Source organism: Paenibacillus sp. P13VS, assembly GCF_015143645.1.
GTDB classification, from domain to species: domain Bacteria; phylum Bacillota; class Bacilli; order Paenibacillales; family Paenibacillaceae; genus Paenibacillus; species Paenibacillus xylanilyticus_A.
Genome location: NZ_WYEV01000015.1, coordinates 37,369 through 56,326, shown reverse-complemented (window position 1 = coordinate 56,326; position 18,958 = coordinate 37,369). Strand labels below are relative to the sequence as shown.

General features: G+C 50.4%; 18 protein-coding genes and 1 riboswitch. Of the genes, 7 read left to right on the top strand and 11 right to left on the bottom strand.

The window, feature by feature from the left end:
- Nucleotide 1: 1 nt before the first annotated feature.
- The 4 genes from GUA98_RS25975 to GUA98_RS25960 all read left to right on the top strand — a co-directional run bounded on the left by GUA98_RS25975 (nt 2) and on the right by GUA98_RS25960 (nt 3,344).
- Entirely contained in the window at nt 2-952 is a 951-nt protein-coding gene (locus tag GUA98_RS25975; protein ID WP_193724860.1) for a helix-turn-helix transcriptional regulator, read from the top strand.
- 73 nt (nt 953-1,025) lie between these two features.
- Nucleotides 1,026-1,799, top strand: a complete 774-nt coding sequence (locus tag GUA98_RS25970) for a zinc ribbon domain-containing protein (RefSeq protein WP_193724859.1) — start codon at nt 1,026-1,028, stop codon at nt 1,797-1,799.
- Nucleotides 1,800-2,306: 507 nt separating this feature from the next.
- Nucleotides 2,307-2,474 carry a hypothetical protein gene (locus GUA98_RS25965; protein WP_164764361.1) on the top strand — a complete coding sequence of 56 codons (168 nt, stop codon included), beginning with the start codon at nt 2,307-2,309 and terminating at the stop codon, nt 2,472-2,474.
- Between the two features lie 180 nt (nt 2,475-2,654).
- A complete protein-coding gene (locus GUA98_RS25960) occupies nt 2,655-3,344 on the top strand; it encodes a hypothetical protein (protein WP_193724858.1) in 690 nt (229 codons plus the stop codon).
- 84 nt (nt 3,345-3,428) lie between these two features.
- Here GUA98_RS25960 and thiC read toward each other — a convergent pair whose 3' ends face one another.
- Nucleotides 3,429-5,234 carry a phosphomethylpyrimidine synthase ThiC gene (thiC, locus tag GUA98_RS25955; protein WP_227780129.1) on the bottom strand — a complete coding sequence of 602 codons (1,806 nt, stop codon included), beginning with the start codon at nt 5,232-5,234 and terminating at the stop codon, nt 3,429-3,431.
- A gap of 354 nt (nt 5,235-5,588) precedes the next feature.
- Nucleotides 5,589-5,702, bottom strand: a riboswitch (TPP riboswitch).
- A gap of 123 nt (nt 5,703-5,825) precedes the next feature.
- Nucleotides 5,826-6,569 (bottom strand): IclR family transcriptional regulator, encoded by a 744-nt coding sequence (locus tag GUA98_RS25950; RefSeq protein ID WP_095293204.1) that lies wholly within the window; start codon nt 6,567-6,569, stop codon nt 5,826-5,828.
- 361 nt (nt 6,570-6,930) lie between these two features.
- Here GUA98_RS25950 and GUA98_RS25945 point away from each other — a divergent pair, with 361 nt between their 5' ends.
- The gene (locus GUA98_RS25945) at nt 6,931-7,956 is read left to right on the top strand and encodes an alpha/beta hydrolase (protein ID WP_095362113.1); all 1,026 of its coding nucleotides are present in this window, start codon (nt 6,931-6,933) and stop codon (nt 7,954-7,956) included.
- Between the two features lie 117 nt (nt 7,957-8,073).
- Nucleotides 8,074-9,423 (top strand): Fe-Mn family superoxide dismutase, encoded by a 1,350-nt coding sequence (locus GUA98_RS25940; protein ID WP_227780128.1) that lies wholly within the window; start codon nt 8,074-8,076, stop codon nt 9,421-9,423.
- Nucleotides 9,424-9,582: 159 nt separating this feature from the next.
- Here the strand turns inward: GUA98_RS25940 and GUA98_RS25935 are convergent, their stop codons facing one another.
- From GUA98_RS25935 to GUA98_RS25900, 8 genes are all read right to left on the bottom strand, one after another.
- The gene (locus GUA98_RS25935) at nt 9,583-9,807 is read right to left on the bottom strand and encodes a hypothetical protein (RefSeq protein WP_095293207.1); all 225 of its coding nucleotides are present in this window, start codon (nt 9,805-9,807) and stop codon (nt 9,583-9,585) included.
- Between the two features lie 70 nt (nt 9,808-9,877).
- A complete protein-coding gene (locus GUA98_RS25930; RefSeq protein ID WP_153976824.1) occupies nt 9,878-10,741 on the bottom strand; it encodes a biotin/lipoate A/B protein ligase family protein in 864 nt (287 codons plus the stop codon).
- A 178-nt stretch (nt 10,742-10,919) separates the two neighbouring features.
- Complete coding sequence (gene folE / locus GUA98_RS25925) at nt 10,920-11,513, bottom strand: GTP cyclohydrolase I FolE (RefSeq protein ID WP_095293209.1); 594 nt, start codon at nt 11,511-11,513, stop codon at nt 10,920-10,922.
- Nucleotides 11,514-11,606: 93 nt separating this feature from the next.
- Nucleotides 11,607-11,870, bottom strand: a complete 264-nt coding sequence (locus tag GUA98_RS25920; protein ID WP_095293210.1) for a YneF family protein — start codon at nt 11,868-11,870, stop codon at nt 11,607-11,609.
- Nucleotides 11,871-12,095: 225 nt separating this feature from the next.
- On the bottom strand, nt 12,096-13,127 hold the full coding sequence (locus GUA98_RS25915; RefSeq protein ID WP_193724856.1) for an HD-GYP domain-containing protein: 1,032 nt from the start codon (nt 13,125-13,127) through the stop codon (nt 12,096-12,098).
- Between the two features lie 15 nt (nt 13,128-13,142).
- Nucleotides 13,143-14,978 (bottom strand): tRNA epoxyqueuosine(34) reductase QueG, encoded by a 1,836-nt coding sequence (gene queG / locus GUA98_RS25910; protein WP_193724855.1) that lies wholly within the window; start codon nt 14,976-14,978, stop codon nt 13,143-13,145.
- Nucleotides 14,979-15,146: 168 nt separating this feature from the next.
- Nucleotides 15,147-15,722, bottom strand: a complete 576-nt coding sequence (lepB, locus tag GUA98_RS25905; protein WP_153980539.1) for a signal peptidase I — start codon at nt 15,720-15,722, stop codon at nt 15,147-15,149.
- Between the two features lie 258 nt (nt 15,723-15,980).
- Nucleotides 15,981-16,406 carry a GNAT family N-acetyltransferase gene (locus GUA98_RS25900; protein ID WP_095293213.1) on the bottom strand — a complete coding sequence of 142 codons (426 nt, stop codon included), beginning with the start codon at nt 16,404-16,406 and terminating at the stop codon, nt 15,981-15,983.
- Nucleotides 16,407-16,938: 532 nt separating this feature from the next.
- Here GUA98_RS25900 and GUA98_RS25895 point away from each other — a divergent pair.
- Nucleotides 16,939-17,550, top strand: coding sequence for a superoxide dismutase (locus GUA98_RS25895; protein ID WP_153976821.1), 612 nt, complete (start codon nt 16,939-16,941; stop codon nt 17,548-17,550).
- A 67-nt stretch (nt 17,551-17,617) separates the two neighbouring features.
- Here the strand turns inward: GUA98_RS25895 and mutY are convergent, their stop codons facing one another.
- Nucleotides 17,618-18,934: an A/G-specific adenine glycosylase gene (mutY, locus tag GUA98_RS25890; protein WP_193724854.1), complete on the bottom strand. Its 1,317-nt coding sequence runs from the start codon at nt 18,932-18,934 to the stop codon at nt 17,618-17,620.
- Nucleotides 18,935-18,958 lie beyond the last annotated feature (24 nt).

Here is an 18,958-nt window from a genome sequence, read left to right as displayed (position 1 = left end):
TATGAAATTGGACCGTTTATTAGCCATCGTTGTACTACTAATCAATCGTGGCCGTGTACAGGCCAAGGATCTGGCAGACACGTTTGAAGTTTCCATCCGCACCATTTATCGAGACATTGATACCCTGGGCCAGGCAGGCATTCCTGTCGTGACGTACCAGGGCATGAGCGGTGGCATTGGCCTTGCGGAAGGTTACCGCCTGGATCGAAACGTATTGACTGACCGGGATCTGGCCTCCATCGTCACCGCACTGCGCAGCGTCTCCACATCGCATACCAATGTAGCACGGGAACTGTTGATGGAGAAACTAAGCAGCATTGTGCCAGAATCCAAAAACGATGACTTTCAGGCCGAAACCAATCGTTTCATTGTGGATTATTCGATGTGGACCCACCCGGAAGCGCTGCAAAACAAACTGCAAATCATTGAACAGGGACTGGATCAGCTGCGTTCAATCACCTTTACCTATTGCAGCGCCGAAGGAGCCCACACTCACAGAACCGTCGATCCTCATACCCTTGTTCTTAAAAAGCACTCCTGGTACCTCTATGCGTTCTGTCATGAGCGTAATGAGTTTCGCATGTTCAAGCTGGTCCGTATGCAGGATGTGACACTTGCTCATGGAAGCTTTGAACGCAAACCCATCAACCTGCAGGACAGGCCTTGGCAGCAGGAATGGGCGACTCCAGGGAACACGGTTGCCATGACGATGAGATTCCACGCCCGTGTCCGTCATATCGCCGAAGAGTGGTTTGGCATAGAGAACGTGATCCCCGACGGCCAGGGATATTATATAAGTCAAGTGGCTTTTCCGGAAGATAACTGGCTGTACGGGTTCATTCTTGGCTTTGGCGCAGATGCCGAGGTATTGGAGCCTTTTCATATACGTGACGAGATCCGCCGGATTGCAGAACAAATCGTGCAAAATTATGCTGCCCCTCCGCAAACCTGACAGACTGATGTCCAGTTCCTCTCGTTATACTTCATTTATATTCAAGCTGTATATAACGAGGAGGAATTGATAAATGAACGTCACGATATGCCATAGCTGTGGAATGCCGCTGACCACCCCTACCCAATTCGGAACGGAAGCAGATGGAAGTGCAACCCGTGAATACTGCATCTATTGCTACAAAGAAGGCATGTTCCAACAGCCCAATATTACGCTGGAAGGCATGATTGAGATGTGCGCCGCGATCCTCATCGAAGAAGGTATGGATGAGGAATCAGCGCGGGCAATGCTGCGCAATCAGCTTCCCTTTTTGAAACGATGGAGCGCATCCAATCCGAAAGGTAACAACTATACGCACTCCGTTCAACCTGTTCGATATGTTACACTTCCTGGCAAACGCCTGGCTGGCATATCAGCCAGAACGACCAACGCGATCGAGATGAGCGGCCAAGGCTGCATTCAGGATCTATGGAGCCGCTACTTCACGTCAGAACACATTCCTGCACCGGAAGCACCCCGATACGGCTGCTATACAGATTATACCGATGGTATACACGGGGAATACACCATCCTCGTAGGCCACGAGGTAGCTGCAGATGAAACGTTACCAGCTGGCATGAACTCCATCGAATTGCCACCAGCAACATACGCCGTATTCACCTCCCGCAAGGGTCCAATGGCAGAAGTTGTAGGTGAAGCATGGGGCGCCGTTTGGGGCTGGAGCCATCAGAACGAGCGAACGTTTACCGGTGATTTCGAGTTATATGATGAACGGAGTGTGGATCCTGCCCAAGTTCAGGTCGATATCTATATTGCGGTAAAACAAGCTGGGCCAACTACAGAGTAGTGAGATTTTCCATTTACATTTCCAGATTAACGTTGCAAAAGCCGTCCAGCTCGCTGGATGGCTTTTTTGGGTGCTGCTCCCTGTCTCACCTCTAAAACACGTATAAAACCACCCCCATCCGCTCACAACAACCGACTATGGTACCAAGTTAGTTAGCTTCAATGATACCTACTCTCCCAGACAATTTGTCTTATTTTCGTCACAATTGACATTCCTGAAACTGGGACTATTCACTTAACAACCGATTCGTTCCTCCCATATCAAACCTTGTATTTCAGGTCCTTTATTCCTGAATTTCCCTCAAACCGTTTACATCTCCTAAATACGGGGTAAAATCACTACAATCCAATTGGAATTACGTCATAACTTCCCGATTTCGTCTAACAAGTCACATGTACCTATATGCGCACTTGGAACGACTACCTGTTCAAATACATAGCCTATATTAAGATGAATTTAATATTTACATGCTCAACTTATATATCTAACCCAAAAGGAGGAACCAAGATGATCCGCATGCCTATTCAGCAAATGATCCCGTACCACCACCAGTATCCGCGCAACACGGCGACCACTGCTCCAAAAAAGGAGAATGAGAACACTCAAGGTCTATCCTTTCACGAAATTCTGCAGCAAAAAATGGCTCAAAAGAACGCATCTCCTTCCATGCGATAAAATGAAACCTGACTGTATTGGAGTCTGACTATAGAACCGTCCTTCTGCCATATGGCGCAGGGACGGTTATTTGCATTGGTTTAAACGCTGTACAGTTCCCTTGTATGATTCCTATAATGAACTAAATATCTGCAGCACTCACGACTCACAAAAAGAAGCATTGGCGAAGGGGATGTCATTATGATCACGATCGGCTGTTATCACGCTCACTACTCCAACATTGCACTCATTGAAGAGGTGCTCGCCCCCTATGAAGTGGAACTTGTGCATTATGTCGATCCCGGTCTGGATCGCCTTAAGCAGGATACGGACTTCTCAGAGGCTGTCATTCGAGAAAAGGTATCCCAGACACTAAAGTGGATTGCCCAGTGTCATGCAGATGCCATTCTGGTCACCTGTACCCTGTTTGCCGCTGTACTGGCGCACGAAGCACAGCAACTCTCCATCCCCGTTATCGGTATTGATGATCCATTATTGCAGAAGCTGCAGCAGGATTCGCAGGAATACATTCTTGCTTTTACCAATCCAGCAACGGTTGAAGGAACGATGGCGCGGGTGAATGAAGCACTACAGCAAGAGGAAACCGACGAACAGGCAAATGTTGAGACTGTTTCGAGAACAAAAGCCGCATTAATTCCTGGTACATTTGAATTGATCATGCGCGGCGATAAGGAAGGATATATGGAGGCAGTGACTACGGGCCTGCAGCAGCTAGCTGCACAGTCACCAGAGAAAATAGTCGTAGCTGCTCAGCTATCCATGGCTCCTGCGGCTGCCCTTGCTTCAGTAAATACGGGAAGTGAGATTTACAGCCCGCTCGCATCGCTGACATCTTATTTGGAGCAGCAATTGAATATTGGTAGGCGTTAAAGCTGTAAAAAGCCGTTCTTCTCCCAGTAGTGGAGAGAACGGCTTTTAGTTATCTTAGGCTGCTTAAATTGCGCTGTAACGAGCTTAGGATCGAGAACGGTATTCCTCAGCCTTCTCCTGCATCCCGGCCGCTACAGCCTCATTCTCGGTCAAGCCTTTGTCTGCGGCAAAGGCACGAATATCCTGCGTAATGCGCATGCTGCAAAATTTAGGTCCGCACATGGAGCAGAAATGGGCCTCCTTGGCTCCCTCAGCCGGGAGTGTCTCATCGTGGTAGGACAGCGCACGTTCCGGATCCAGGGACAGGTTGAACTGGTCCCGCCAGCGGAATTCGAAACGGGCCTTCGACAGCGCGTCATCCCGGCGCTGTGCACGTGGATGGCCTTTGGCCAGATCAGCGGCATGTGCCGCAATCTTATAGGCAATGACGCCCTCCTTTACATCATCCTTGTTTGGTAAGCCCAAATGTTCCTTGGGTGTCACATAACAGAGCATCGACGTTCCGAACCAGCCGATCATCGCCGCTCCAATGGCTGAGGTAATATGGTCATAGCCTGGTGCAATATCGGTTGTCAGGGGACCGAGTGTATAGAATGGTGCTTCCTTGCAGATCTCCATCTGAAGGTCGACATTCTCCTTAATCTTGTGCATCGGCACATGTCCTGGCCCCTCAATCATCACCTGCACATCATGCTTCCACGCAATCTGTGTCAGTTCACCGAGCGTAGCAAGTTCAGCCATCTGAGCTTCATCATTGGCATCATAGATGCTGCCCGGGCGAAGTCCATCTCCGAGAGAGAAGGCCACATCATACCTTTTCATGATTTCACAGATTTCTTCAAAATGCGTGTACAAAAAATTCTCCTGGTGATGTGCAAGGCACCATGCTGCCATAATGGACCCACCCCGAGACACAATGCCCGTCATCCGTTTGGCTGTCATCGGTATGTAACGCAGCAGCACGCCTGCATGGATTGTAAAGTAATCCACACCCTGCTCGGCCTGCTCAATGAGCGTATCCCGGTACAACTCCCAGGTGAGTGCCTCGGCTTCGCCATTCACCTTCTCCAGCGCCTGATACAGCGGCACCGTCCCGATCGGCACCGGGGAATTGCGGATGATCCATTCCCGGGTGGTATGGATATCCTTGCCCGTAGAAAGATCCATTACCGTATCGGACCCCCAGCGTACCGCCCAAGTCATTTTCTCCACTTCCTCTTCAATCGAAGAGGATACGGCAGAGTTACCGATATTGGCGTTGATCTTCACGTGGAAATGACGTCCGATCAGCATCGGTTCGCTCTCGGGATGATTAATATTCGATGGCAGAATAGCCCTGCCGCTCGCCAGCTCCTGCCGGACGAACTCCGGCTCCACGCCCTCACGGATAGCTGCAAACTCCATCTCAGGCGTAATGATGCCCTGCCTCGCATAATGCATCTGGGTGACACAGCGTCCGGATTGTGCACGCAGCGGTTTGCCGCGGAGGCCTGGATATTCTTCAGCTCCGGTTCTCTTCCCTCCAGGCTTTAGCCCGTTATCCTCCGGTTTGACGGTACGTCCCTGGTATGCCTCTACATCGTTTCGTTCCGTAATCCATCGTGCACGCAAAGCTGGCAGGCCTGCCCGAATATCAGCGTGAAATCCGGGATCCGTCATAGGGCCGCTCGTATCGTACACGCGCAGCGGCTCGTTATGCTCCACCCCTTGGGGGGTATTCGTGTCATGAAGGGCAATTTCACGCTCGGGTACGGCAATGTCCGGACGTGAGCCCTGAATGTAAACTTTGCGGCTGCCGGGAAACGGTTGGACCCGTCCAGCCGCCACTGTTCCTTTTTCCAACCCCTGCCCTGCATGTTCCTGTGCTGTTGTTCTGTTGTTTATGCTCATCGCTACCTCTTCCTCCTCGTTGGTCGTCCCATGGATGGGCCAGTTTGATTGCTCGTGCACCCGTTCCATATCATCCACGCATAGGCAAGAAAAGAACGGCCAACTTCCGAAGAAAGAACATTACAGCGGCATAGCGCAGACAGAATCTGGCGCAGGCATAAGTGGGTTATACCCAACTCCAGCTCTCCCGCAAAAGAAGACAACTCCCCTCTGCTGCGGATGATCGCTTGACGCTGTATATAAAAAAGCCGGTTCCCGAGGGAACCGGCTTATGTCCATCACCCATAACAAGCCTGATGCCAAGCTCCCACAAGTGGAGACATGCCAAAGGCTAAATTATGCAGGTGTTCGTGGTTATATCGCCGATTACTTCCCTACGCTGGTATGATCCAGATCAGGTGCAAAGGGTCCGGGATCTCATGCGATCCCGTCTCAGTCCGGACAATTCGGACTCCCCCAGTAACGTTTAACAGTTGCGGTATGTGTACCGCAGTTCCATATTCAATTCATTCCAGCCCCGCTGAGCTGTCCATTACAGACTAGCGCAAGCCAGTCGGAAATACAACCCTTTATCTTCCATTGCATGCTGGATCAGGACAACATGAGGCCCATCTGCGCGGCTGCTTCCTTCAGTACAGGTGCATATTCGTGCAAAGTTTCCTGGGACAGGCGGCTAACGGGACCCGATACGGATAGCGCAGCAGCAATATTCCCCTTACGATCCATAATGGGAACGGATACTGCAGCCGCTCCAGGCTCACGTTCTTCGTAGCTGGTCGCATATCCATTCTCCCGAATATCGCCCATCTGGGCCAGATAAACTTCCGGATCGATAAATACGGGCCATTCGGGGCCATTCATCAGTTCCTCTCGGTCTTCTTCCGTCGCAAATGCCATGAGTACCTTGCTGGAAGCCCCTACCGATAGAGGAAGACGGACACCAACCGGAGCCACCCGCCGGATGGCCTGATCACTCTGAACAGCCTGAATACGGATACGCTCACTGCCATCCCGCAGGTACAGACTGACTGTTTCTCCCAAACGATCTCTGAGCCGCTCCATCGCAGGAAGCAGCAAAATGGCAGGGTCATCACTGCGGGACATATGAGCAGACAGCTCCCAGATTCGAATACCGAGCCTGTATTTCTCAGTGGCCGCATCGCGAATGACGAAGCCCTTCTCCTCCAGCGTTGCCATCAGACGGTGAACCGTACTTTTGTGCAAACCAATCTGGCTCGCAATTTCCGTGAGTCCAAGATCGCTCCGTGTGGTAAAACATAATAATATATCCAGCGCCCGTTCCACAGCCCGGACGGTTAATTTGCGGTCTTCCATGGCATAATGCCCTCCTCATGTTTCATCACATGAAACTTGGTTACATAAATTATATGAGAAACGATCTCATCTGTAAACCAAAATGAGCCAAATCATGACGTTAAGAAGTGTAAATATTTTCTTTTTATAAGACTAAATCCCCTGCAATTTGCACCATCAGGAAATGTTAACCATATATCTTTTGGACTATATAACAATTGCGTAACAAATGCCTCCAATCAATTGACTTTGACTATATGGAAACATACGATAAAGATATATAAGCAAGACTTTGCTGCACATGTCAGTAAGGACACCAAGATATATTATCTGATCTGAACTCGTTGTTATCTTCAATTGATCTTAATAAGGAGGGGCAATCATGTTTCCGACATCCCAGAGCGAAGCCCCGCTGCAAACGAAAGTGTCCGATCTGCCTTCTTCGTTATCACCGAGGCTGATCCGGTTCAAACATATTATCGTAGCGTTGCTGCTCTCCGTTGTATTTTTTCTGCTCTTTTGTTTCATTGCCTTACACGGTTATATTGCCTGGGTATTATCCAACCCGACCGTAGCTCCCGTGTTCTCCAATCCAATGCAGGCCAAGAACATGAAGTATGAGGATATCACGTTCCCGGCAGCAGATGGCAGCCGTACGATGCAGGGCTGGTATATCCCCGCAGACACGGATGTCAACAAAACCATTATCTTCAGTCATGGATATGGGGCCAATCGGGAGGAAACCTGGGTTCCCATGTATGACCTGGCACACTATGCCCACCAGCTCGGGTTCAACGTAGTGATGTTTGACTATGGTTTCGCCTCACAGGTGAACAAGGCAGTCGCTACAGGAGGCAAAGCCGAGTCCCAGCAATTGCTTGGTGCCATTCAGTTCGCCAAGCAGCGCGGTGCTCAGGAGCTAGTTGTCTGGGGATTCTCGATGGGCGCAGGCACAGCATTACAGACGGGACTGCTAACCGAGAACGTGGATGCCATGATTCTCGACAGCACCTTCCTGCTGGAGCCGGATACACTGTATCACAACATTCATAACCAGATTGATCTGCCGCGACAACCAACTTTGCAGATCATGAATCTGTTATTCCCGGTTCTGAATGGCACCGGATTACAGCAGATTCCGTATCAGGAAGTGAAAAAGAAAGACTATCCGTTCCCGATCTTCTTCATTCACGGGACGGAGGATGAGAAGGCACCCTATCCAATCGCCGAGCTTCTTGCCGCTAACCAGACGAACACCTACTCAGAGGAATGGATCGTGCAGGACGCGCATCATGAGCTGATCTTCCGGGAACATCCGAAGGAGTATCTCCGCCGTGTCTCTACGTTCCTGAGTCATGTGACGAAGACAAGCAGCGACGATGTGGAAAATACCAATACCGGTGAATAGAATCTTCCGGTGATCAGAGCCCCTCTGGGGCTTTTTTTTATGCACACATAGGACAACACGGCAGGAGAATATACTTTTGGGACGATTATAAATGGTGAATCACAGCGTATCCCTTGAATGGCTGATATGACAATTGAATTGAATGGAGGTTTGCCGCATATGAATTGGTCTGGCTATGGACCCTTGCTGCCTCTGCGCATCCTGGAAGAGATCAGATTCTGGAAGGAGCAGGAGAAAGAGCATACGCTTGTTATTCGGGCACTGGTTCCCGATCTGGAGCCCACTTATGTGAAGTTGCTTGAAGAATGGGCAGTGACATTCGAAAATACCGAGAAGGCAGCCAACCAGCTGTTGAAACAGCTGTTACCCGGTACCCATCCGCCTGCCCCTTACATCATCGGAAGCGTAGAGCAGCTTATCGCCTCTGCACGTTCACAATCGCGGGAGTTCATCAGGCAGCTGTACGTCCTGCTCGAGCAAAGTGCTGCTGTGCAAGCTGTCCCGCTCGCCAAGGCAGTCATTCTGCACTTTATTCGCGAATCGGAATATTTCCTCGGCGTACTCGATACCTTGACTCAACCTGGAATCATGCGGGATTCGGTAAGTGATGCACCCTTTTCTTTGGATAAGTATGTTCAATTGTCGGGAAGCAGCGAGCGTGAAGCGGCGGAGGAGCCGTCATCCGTTGCTGGGAAAACTAACGCTACGTCAACTCCACCAGCTCCCGCACCTTCATCATCTTCTTCACAGGTGCAGTCTTCAGAGGTCTCCGGTCTATCGCCTTCTTCCGGTACGACAGAGAGCATCACCTTACCTTCTACACCTCCTGTGAAGGAGAGACCTGTTCCGATTGGAGGACACACACTGCCTCCTCTGCCCTATGCCTATAACGCTCTCGAACCACATATTGACGAGATGACGATGCGCATCCATCACGATAAGCACCATCAATCCTATGTGGATGGACTCAATACTGCCGAGAAGAAACTGGCCGAGTCACGTAAAAAAAATAATTTCGAACTCGTCAAACATTGGGAACGAGAACTTGCCTTCAATGGTGCAGGCCATTACCTGCATACGATCTTCTGGACGATCATGAATCCCAGAGGCGGCGGCAAACCTTCCGGATTGCTTGCTGAACAGATCAAACGGGATTTTGGCAGTTATGAGGCATTCAAAAATCAATTCACTGAAGCGGCCAACAAAGTGGAAGGCAGCGGCTGGGCTCTCCTTGTCTGGAGTCCACGGGCGCACCGTTTGGAGATTTTACAGGCGGAGAAGCACCAGAACCTGTCCCAGTCCGACATCGTACCCCTCCTGCCGCTGGATGTATGGGAGCATGCCTACTATCTGAAACATCAGAATGAGCGCAAGAAATATATTGAGGACTGGTGGAATGTCGTCTATTGGCCTGCGGTGGCTGAACGTTACGAAACGGCACGCAAGCTGTTATGGCCACCCTACTAGAACTGAAAAGGTAGAACCGAAAAGGGAACAAGAAAAAAGAGATATCTCCAGCCGATAGACTGCCAGATATCTCTTCTTCATTGGCAATAAAAAAAGCAAGCCTCTTGGTTCAAGAAGACTTGCTTGTATTTGGATATGTCTCTTCTGCGTCATGCCAGACTAGGAAGCACAGCCCTCGCACGCAACATAGTTGTCCCCAACCTGTTTGCTGATGGCAATCAGGTCACCCAGCTTGATATCTTCCTCACCCGTGAACTCCAGGTCGGCAATACGTGCAACGATCAAAGCCGCGGCTTCTTCCTTGCTTGTTGCCATTTGGCTGAACTCAGACTTCTCGCCTGAAGAAACAACCTCATATTCAAATGTATATCTCAAAGTTTCCATCTTGGCACTCTCCTTCCGAAATCACATCATATCATCTCTATTAACCAATTCCAAGTGTTCGCGAACGATACTAATCGTAGCGCAGTTTCATCTGCTCTGCCGTCTGCATGACTGCCTCCCGATTAACGGACAATACGCGGTCAGTTTCAGCCAAAGGGTATCGATTACGAAGCGTACGGACCAGGGAAGCGGTGTAAGCTGCTGCAGAAGGCACTCCTGCCAGCTCTTGAAGACTCGCCATTGTGCCGGGACGAACATCGGGATACCCTTCCTGCAGGCCGTCTGCTGCATGCTGGTAGAACCTGCGCACCTCTGCCGCCAGCTTGTCTCCATGTCCTTCCACGATAATAAAAGCCGTAATAATATAAGCCTTCGCCTGTCTGCGCTGGGCAATACCGCAAAATTTCAATCCACCGACACTAACATCATAATCACCGGGGCAGAAGGCACCCTCGATCTCTCCGGTTTGCGCCTGATTCGACCATGGCGTTAAAGACTCGGCAATAAGAGCAGCCATCTCGCGGAAGTCATCGTGAATATTAATAGCACGGGCCGGGTTAGGCAAAATCAGTGAAATGTTAACCACGCCCGGATGAAGAGGCACAGCCGCACCTCCCGAGGGACGAACACAGACAGCGGTTCCCTGCGTTCTTATGCCTTCCATTGCCTCTACAGCCTTGGGGAGGCGGCGATCCCGCAGACCTGCAACAAATGCGTCAGGATGACGCCAAATATGGGCGACGGGCAGATGCCCTTCGCCTACACGGCGGCACATCACCTCTTCCCATGCAAATGCCTCGAGCACACTGCTTCCATACCGAAGCAGTGGTGTTTCCCAGATCTGTATACGGTGCAGCCTGGATGACGAGCTGGACAGAACCGGTTGCTCTGCCCCAGGCTGTCCGGTTGTGTCTGAATTCAAAGGTACACTCATATTTGCTAACCTCCGACTAAACGAATCTGAATCAGGATAGGACAAGGAAAGGGTCTTAACATCGCTGATGTACACAAATGCTCATATAAATAAATAAGCCGGTTCCCAGGGAACTCGGCTTATTAGATGAACCGTTTAAATGATTGGACACGGCTTCGAAGCCTGTCCGGTTCGGAACTTAGTCCTTAACCAGAGACAGAAACTCGGCACGCTGCGCCGTATTGTCCCGGAAGGAACCACGGACAGCGGATGTTACCGTCTTGCTGCCAGGCTTCTTCACGCCGCGGGAGCACATGCACAAGTGCTCACCTTCCACAACGACCATGACACCATGCGGTTCAACAGCCTCGTTCAGGATGTCGGCAATCTGTGAAGTGATACGTTCCTGAACCTGAAGACGACGGGTAACCGCCTCCACCAACCGGGCCATTTTGCTCAAACCGACAATTTTGCCGCTGGGTACATACCCAATATGCACTTTGCCGAAGAAGGGTGCCATATGATGTTCACACTGGCTGTAATAAACGATGTCCTTCACAATGACAAGCTCTTCATGATTCTCGTCAAACGTCACGCCGAGTACATCGCGCGGGTCCACTTCATACCCGCCAAAAATCTCTTCATACATCCGGGTTACGCGTGCAGGCGTCTCAAGCAGCCCTTCTCGCGTACTATCTTCTCCGATCAGTTTGAGGATCTGTTCCACATGGTACTCGATCTTCTCCCGATTGTCGGATACTTTTGAATTCAAATAATCTTTCACGCCAGCCACTGCCGAACGCCTCCTTTCGAACCACTTGGTGTAAGCCTTCTTTCATTTCAGCAAATTACTTAATTGATTATGCAATTTGCTTGCTTACAACTATTATTTTCGGCGGCCCGAGTTTTTACGCGCAGGATGCTGCCCCGGCTGAGGCATCTTCGCGCCAGGCTGCTGGTTCTTCATCATCTGCTGGGCGCGCTGCATTTGCTTGCCATTCAGGTTATAACCCATTTGCTTCGCCATTTTTTGAAGCATGTCGGGATCGCTTTGCATTTTCTCGAGTTGTTTACGCAAGTAGTACACCCCGATGAAAAATCCCCCGACCAGACCTACAATCAATGTGATAATCGGTATTACTATTTCCATCTCTTAGACACCTCTGTATGCAATCTAAAAAGCCTGATAATCCGTGTCAGCACCTGATGTCCACTTGCCTGCTTGTACACGTGTCACGGACCGGATTTCCTGAAAGTTATCATAGCATTTCCGCACGATTGGAGCAAACGGATTTTCCAGCTAATAGTTAAAAATCAGTGAACCCAAACTTCGCTTCAACCTGAGAGTAAACCGCTCATGAAGCTCCATGTAAACCTAGGTCATAACCGCCTCAATGAAAACGGTCGTTTCCCTGGCCAGATCCACCTCGACCACATCCAGATCATAACGCGTGCTTCCACGAGCAACCCGAATGACCGGTCTGCCTGGCAGCCCCCGATGCTGCCGGACAATGACTCCCGTTTCTCTGGTGGACAGCCTGACAGCTGTTCCATTCGGATATACGGATACACTCCGGTTAAATTCAATCAAAATGTCCCGATCCAGCTTCGTACCCGACATGGCCATCATCTCTTCACAGGCCTCATGCGGCAGCAGGCTATGACCAGACGAGCCGTTGATCAGATTATCATAGATATTGGCGGCAGCGACAATTTTGGCAAACAGATGAATGTCCTTGCCCATAATGCCTCTCGGCAGCCCGGTACCATCCACATGCTCATGGTGCTGAAGAGCCGTATGGGCCACGAGCAGATTGAACTCCCGCTTGGACTTGATGACTTCAAACCCCCGCCAGGTATGGTGAAGGGAAGCATTCGCCGCAGAAGCGCTGCCAGGAGGCTCTCCAACCTTGCCGATATCATGAAGCAGCGCACCCACCGCCAGATCCTTCAGCTGATTGTAGTTCAAACCCAAATTGAGTCCCATCACAGATGAAAGCAAACATACATTCATGGCATGTACGTACTGCGCGTTGTCCTTGGTTCGGATATCTGTTAACTGCACAAGCAGTTCCCGCCCGTTTAATACGTCGTTCAGCAGCTTGTCTATGCTAAGGGCAACCTTTTTGGGGCTCCAGTCTTTCCCGGAGCGGACCGCCTCCAGCGTCACGCTCATTTCATTAATAATAGCCCGCTTCGTGGCTTCATCCAGAATGTCTTCTGTCTCCACGTCTTTATACGCTTCATCCTGGATGTACAGCATGGTTACGCCAATACGCTTCAGCGTATTAATCATAAATACGGTGAGCTGGACTCCCGCAGACAACAGGACTGTTCCGTTGCCTGAATATACGGTTTTGCCCAGACACTCGCCCGCCTCCACACTTTCCACGTTTACATACTTCATGAACGTCCCCCGCTCTTACGATTGCTGCTCCAATGCGAGCAATTGCTCCTTGGTTTGCAGACCACCTACATAACCTACCAGGGTTCCGTCTTTGCCGCTGATGCGGTGACAGGGAATAATGATCGGAATCGGATTTTTGCTAATGGCATCCAGAACTGCGCGAACAGCTTTGGGTCTTCCGATCGTTTCTGCAACCTGCTGGTGTGTTGAGGCCTCTCCATAAGATATATCGGACAGGACTTGCCATACTTGAAGCTGGAAAGGTGTTCCGAGCAGATCCATTTCCAACTCGAAGGATTTTCGCTCCCCGGCAAAGTACTGCTGCAGCTGCTTCGCAGCTTCACTCAGCTTCTCTTCGTTTTTCTCATATCGGTACTCGCCAATCCAGGTTCGGGCCCATTGCTGCAGGTGAGCCTCACGAACATGAAATGCTCCAAAATCAATATGACAGAGTCCCTTTTCCGTAGCACACAGCGTAAGTGTACCAATAGGTGTCAGCACTTCATCATAAAATACCGGCGTACCATGAAGCCCTGTTACAGGCGAAGGTTTCCACGCAGCCGCTTCCTTTTTTACCGGTTGGCCGGATGCATTGGAATCCGTGCCCGTTGATTCATTCTTCTGTTCTTCTTGCTGCTTGTCACTGGTTAGCCCAACCTGCGGCTTCTCGGGTAAGGACCCGGACGAACTGAGTCGCTCCTTGGCCTTCTGCAGCATGCTTAGCACGTTTCCATCTTGTTCGTTAGCGGCAGCTTCCCCAATTGCTCTCATTGCGTCTTCTCCTCCAATTCTGCTTAACGCCCAGGCTGCGGTTCCCCGCAGCTCCGGACGCGGATCACGCTTCAGTACCTCCGTCAGCTTCGGTACAGCGCTTTTGTCTTTGAAATTACCAAGTGCTATGACTGCGTTGCGCTGAATCGGCTTCTTGCCCCGCCAGGCGGCAGAGCTCTGCCCGAAGCGTTCCTTGAACTCCCGGTTGCCGATATCCAGCAGCGGTAACAGCAGCGGCTTCACAATCTCCGGATCGGGCTGCAGATCGGGATGGTGGTCCCAGTTTTTGCCCCGATTCTTCGGACAGACGATCTGACAAGTATCACAACCGTACAGACGGTTGCCTATTTTCAACATGAACTCTTCATCCACGAACCCTTTGGTCTGCGTTACAAAAGATATACACCGCTGTGCATTCAATTGTCCCGGACCCACCAGTGCTCCTGTCGGACAGGCATCGATACATTTGGTACATTCCCCGCAATCTTCCGTTACCGGAGTATCCGGCTGGAAGGGAATGTTGGTCACCAGTTCACCAAGATAGATCCACGATCCAAACTTGGGTGAAATGATGGAACAGTTTTTGGCGCTGAAACCGATGCCTGCTCGCTGGGATACTGCCCGGTCAACAAGGGCCCCTGTGTCCACCATGCTCTCAATCATGGCCTCTGGCACCCGTTCCCGTATAAACTGAACCAGCTTGTCCATTGCTTCGCGCAGTACATGGTGATAATCCCTGCCCCAGGCCGAACGGGCCAAAATGCCGCGATATGCCCCAGGTTCCGACTTCGGCGGATTAACCATCTTCGATGGATATGCCACAGCGATGGCAATAAGCGAAGCAGGCTCGCCTTCCTTCAAGGCAGGACGCACCCTCTTCTCGATGTCCGGTTCTTCGAAACCGGATGCATAACCGTTGTCGCGATGCTGCTCCAGCAGTGATTTTAACGAAACAAAGGGCTCTGCCGAAGCAAAACCGACATCATCAATGCCCAGCCCGGGGGCAGCTGCCTTGATCTCCTGTTTTAACTGTTCCCACACGGAACCAGCCTGAGCTGCCCCGGTCTGTACGCTCGTCATGTTCTCTTCCCTCTCTTCTTCTCCACTCATATTAATAAACAGTGAACGCCCGCCTCGCTTGAGAGGACAGGCGTCTATATCGGTACACTTCCGTGTGCACCGCATTTACATTAATAAGGGTCTATCTATTTGACGCAAAATGCAGTCTAAAGTTTCCGGACCAACATTTTACAGCTTCTTAATCTCGGAAAACGGCCAGAAAATAAACTCGGCTTTGCCGACAATTTCGCTGGATGTAATACTGCCAAACACGCGACTGTCCTTGCTCTTCCCTTCATGACGGTTATCACCCATCACAAAATAATGATCATCCTCAAGCGTGATCGGGCCAAAATCAGGATCCTGCACCTCGGTATCCGTATACGTCTCTGCCTGCTGTTCTCCATTCACAAACAAATGGTGGTCACGGACTTCAACCGTATCTCCCGGTAGTCCAACAATGCGTTTAACCAGGAACTCCTTTTTCTCCACACCTTCACTCGGGTCCCGCAGTACAATAACGTCAAACCGGGATGGCTTCCCAATATCATAGACAATCTTGTTGACGAACAAACGATCCCGCTCGACAAGTGTCGGCTGCATGGACTGGCCTTTGACCATCGACAGGTTAAATACAAACAGATTCAACAGCATCATGATCACAAAAGCAACAACGATTGTCTTCACCCAGTCCCATAATTCTGCAGCCCAGGATTTCCCCGGCTGTTCAGACCCTGTCTGGCTGCTTCGATCTTCGGAATTCATACGCTCTGTAGAAGGTATATTGGAGTTCAAAGGGACACCTCGTTTATCAATTTTGTTCCAATGCAGGCGTTCATACTCCCTCTAAGTCTATCTTATTTGCCGGAGTGAAACAATTGGTTATGAACACCAGCAGCGCGAGGCATAATTCGAAGCATGTTATCATACAAATAGAAAGGCATATCCCCACGTGGTTACGTTAAAGGATATGCCTAATATAAAATGGAAATCTGTTTATTTCTTTTCTTTAATCATTCAAACCTAAGCTTTGGACAAAATACTAAGTTTCTGAAAAGCACTTAATATCTTGTTGGCACCGTAACCCATAGCTTCGTATAGAGGCATGGCTGCTTTGTTGTGCTCATCACCCGCGACCCATATTTGGCTGACTTTTCGTTGCTGAAAACGTTGCTCCATGGCCTCGACAAGTGTTTTGCCGACTCCACGGCGACGATAGTCTGGATGGACCGCAATACGGTAGATGCATCCCTGGTTGTGATCAATCGTACCGATCAAGGCGCCGACGAGGTCTCCCTCTTCTTCCGCAACCATAATCAGGTCAGAATCCCATGACAATTGACGGGCAAACGGGCCCATCGTGTTCTCATAACACTCTTCCGATAGTGCAACCTGGAGAAGCTCCGTCATCTGGCTTGCATCACTCAACTGAAAGGAACGAACGTGCATGTCTTAAATCTCCCTTTTCGTTAGCTTGATGAGGTTTTACAAAAAAGGGATCCCCTTTTTACCAAAAACCCAATGTTCGAATAATGACAAAAAACGAGAAAATACCGCTTCTCCGTCAATTAAACCATACTTTCCGCCATAAAACACGCATTTTCTTTTGAAAGCGCTTAATTGTAACCGTTTACATACGAATATTAATTTTTTTGTCTATTAAATCGCCTAATATCACATAAATATATTCATATTGGGTAAAATATGTTTGTTAACCCGAGTCATGCAATTGATCAACTTCCCAGGGGACTTAATAAACAAAAATGTTGCTTAATTAGCCCGGATGCGGTTTAATATTAGTGGCAAGGGTATTATTACATATGTACCTGAGCAGTTTGCATTCATTCAGTGATCGACTCTCCTTCACCAAGGTTGAGATCGAAATGATTCCTTTCGTCTATATCCTTGTACTGGGGAACGAATCAATTGATGATGCAAAATGCTGATTAAAAAATTCAAATTCTCAGGAGGTATTTTCACTATGGCTTTTCAATTACCGGCACTTCCTTACGCTAACGATGCTCTGGAACCACATATCGATGCACAAACGATGGAAATCCACCACGATCGCCATCACAATACTTACGTAACTAACCTTAACGCAGCTCTGGAAAGCGCTCCTGAACTGCAAGAAAAAAGCTTGGAAGATCTGATCGCTAACCTGGACAGCGTACCAGAAAGCATCCGCACAGCGGTTCGCAACAATGGTGGTGGACATGCTAACCACAGCCTGTTCTGGGAAATCATCGGACCTAACGGCGGCGGCGCTCCTACAGGCGACATCGCAGCTGCAATCGACAGCGAACTGGGCGGCTTTGACAAATTCAAAGAAGATTTTGCAAAAGCAGCTACAACTCGTTTCGGTTCAGGTTGGGCTTGGCTCGTTGTAGGCAAAGATGGCAAATTGTCCATCACTAGCACGCCTAACCAAGACAGCCCGCTCTTCGAAGGTCTGACTCCAGTATTGGGTCTGGACGTATGGGAGCACGCTTACTACCTGAAATATCAAAACAAACGTCCTGACTACATCTCCGCTTTCTGGAATGTAATCAACTGGGATGAAGTGAACAAACGTTACGCAGCAGCGAAATAAGACTGCCTGCCTATAAAAAGAGCCTGATTCGGTCGTCATGACTGAATCAGGCTCTTTTGTATTGAAATTATTCCTTTACCTCATCATATGCGCCAGCGAAGTAACTGCTCAGCAGCTTCAAGAAGACATTAGGGAATGCCAGCTTGTCCATATCCTTGGGCCCGATCCATCGATAAATGAGCCCGTCTCCCTTGCCTGTCTGCGACTCGGCAGAGTTATAGAGTGTATCCGCAGCTTCCGTAACGCTCTCTCCGACCAGATCGGATGCTGATGCAGTAACATCCAGCATGGAAGCAGCCATCTCCTTGGCAGCCGCCTGTGCATCTGCATCATAGGCGGCTCTTGCTTCCGCAGCGATCAGCGGAAGCTCTTCACTGCCCTGGTCCTGCTCCGTGCACTTGTACACCTGCAGGTTCCAAACAATGTGGCTGAACACATGCTCCGCATGGGTAGCCAGCCCCTCCGGGCGGGCAGCGAAGCCCTCCGCCCACAGACTGCCAGCCAGCAATGCCATGGCTGGCTCATCGGCCAGCGGCCCCGCCGCCTTGCCAGCTGCGGCGGGCGCCGCCAGCACATGCGGCAGCTCCCACATGCGGGCCAGCAGGCCCGTCGCTGGGCGCTGGCGCACAAGCACTTGGCCGCGATGCTCGCCGCGGCCCTCAACCAGGGCGACCAGCCGCTGCTCAGGGCGCGGCGGCTTCGCCTTGGTCTTGACCGGCAGCGTGAGCTCCCGTCCGGCGATGCGGCCGGAACATTGCTCCATGACCGGGCAAGTCAGGCAGTGCGGCGCTTTTGGTGTACATACCAGCGCGCCAAGTTCCATCAGCGCCTGATTGAAATCACGCGCCCGCCCTTCCGGAATGAGCTCTCCTGCAAGCTCCTCCATCAGCACCCGGGTGCTGCCCTTCATAATGTCCTCATCAATGAGGAAGTATCTGGACAGAACCCGCATGACATTGCCGTCCACCGCAGGCTGCGGCTGGTTGAAGGCAATACTGAGAATGGCCCCGGCTGTATACGGGCCCACCCCTTTTAATGCAAATACGGCCTGTTTATCCTGCGGCATCTCTCCTCCGTGCAGCTCCATCACCTGCTGGGCTGCCGCCTGAAGGTTGCGGGCACGGGAATAGTAACCAAGTCCCTCCCAGTTCTTCAGCACATCCTCTTCCGCTGCTTCGGCCAAGGCCTGAACGGTTGGGAAATTGGCGATAAACCGGTTGAAATACGGGATGACCGTATCCACACGAGTCTGTTGAAGCATGATCTCCGATACCCACGTAAAATAGGGATTATTATGACGACGCCACGGCAAGTCACGTCTGTTAATCATGTACCAATCCAGCAAATTCACACTAAAGTGTTGCTTTTGTTCCATTAAACCCATATTTCCGTCCTCTCCTGTTACCTT